General features: G+C 27.2%; 2 protein-coding genes. Both read right to left on the bottom strand.

Annotated elements, in window-relative coordinates; translation table 11 throughout:
• Window positions 1–112: 112 nt before the first annotated feature.
• Entirely contained in the window at window positions 113–454 is a 342-nt protein-coding gene (locus tag ACR1PN_RS20435; RefSeq protein WP_433981533.1) for a hypothetical protein, read from the bottom strand.
• A gap of 144 nt (window positions 455–598) precedes the next feature.
• On the bottom strand, window positions 599–1108 hold the full coding sequence (locus ACR1PN_RS20430) for a GNAT family N-acetyltransferase (RefSeq protein WP_433981534.1): 510 nt from the start codon (window positions 1106–1108) through the stop codon (window positions 599–601).
• Between the last annotated feature and the right edge of the window lie 497 nt (window positions 1109–1605).

Here is a 1605-nt window from a genome sequence, read left to right as displayed (position 1 = left end):
GAGGTAAAATCCATTTTTCCAGTTTATCTTTGCTTATGAGTTCCAGATTTTAGTTCTTTTTTTTTGCAACTCTAAATTGCTAATTTTCTGGAAACTCTTTTTCTAAAAAAGTTTAAACAGGCTTATATTTTTCAATTTCTTTTTGTTTGGATTTTATTGCCAAGGTAGAATTTCTTACAGAGTTCCAATATTTTGGCAGCTTGTTAATATTCTCGACAAATACACTATCGTTGAGGTTTCTCTTTTTCATGAAAACTTTTAATCCATCAGAAGCTTTATCGATGTACAAAGTGTTGATTAATTCATACTTTTTGTGGATATCATCAGTTTTTTTAATTTGATCATAGGCTTCCCAGTAATGGTTGATGTCGCTTGTAAAAATGTAATTTTTTTTCTGAGAATAAACTTTTGAAATACCTAAAATAAGCAGTGCAGAAATAATTCTTGATTTCATTAAAAATGATGTAATAATTTCTGTAAAATTAATCTAAACTTCTGCGAAAATCATAGAAAATTTCCAATTAATTCAATTAGTATTGATTTTTAAAAGGTGAAATTTTCTCTATTTATGCTTTGTTCAGGTTAAATAATTTGAAAACTAAGACTTTATGTTTTCAATTTTATAGATTACTCCATTTTTTCCGTCAAAGTCAAAATCTCTGTTATATTGAAGGCCTATTTTTTCTAAAACTTTGATGGATGCCAAATTTTCTTTCATGGCTCTTCCGACAATCATTTTTAAATGTAATTCATTTAAACCATAATCGATACAGGCTTTGGCGCTTTCTGTAGCAAATCCCTGATTCCAGTAATGTTCAAAAAACCGGAAACCAACATCTGTTTCGTCTAATTTATTGTCATACTTTAATCCACACCAACCCAAAAATTGATTTGTTGATTTATTAATAACTGCCCATCTTCCGTAGCCGTTTCTTTTATAATCAGAATAATTTTCAATAAACTCTTTCGCTTCATTAATGTCTTTAAAAACAGAATTTCCTGTATATTTTATAACATTAGGATTTAAGTTTAATTGATAAAAATTTTCTGCATCGCTGATGTCAAATTCTCTGAGCAAAAGGCGATTGGTTTCTAAGATTGTTTTCATCATTTGAAAATGTTGTGTTTAGTAATAAAAACTTAAGAACCCTTATTTTATTGGATTGAATTGTCCTCTTTCTTCAGTTTGAATCAATTTTATTTGCTTAAACTTCTTATTAATTCCATTAACAAAACATTTCTTCACATCATCATTTAATTCATTTTTGACTTGGGAAAAATCAATGTATATTATTTTTGAATTTGGTAAATCATTGATTTTACTTTCTAATTTTCCACAACTGAAAAACGCAAATGATAAATCATAGAATTTAACAACAAGCGGATCATAATTAATGATTTCGAAGACATTTTCCTTATCAACATAAAACCGGCTTTCAAAAATATATTGATCTACAATAGAATTTGGTTTATATAATAAACCTGTTTAAACTTTTATTTTTCTTAGAAATAAGATAGAGAAAGCTAAATAATGTAGATTTATCCAAGTGATATTCAATTTTTCAAACCTTATTAACAGCGCTTTGAAACTATCCAACCAAGCAT

The organism is Chryseobacterium sp. RLHN22 (assembly GCF_051011795.1).
Classification (GTDB): domain Bacteria; phylum Bacteroidota; class Bacteroidia; order Flavobacteriales; family Weeksellaceae; genus Chryseobacterium; species Chryseobacterium zhengzhouense.
This window is presented reverse-complemented; position numbering and strand designations above follow the sequence as displayed.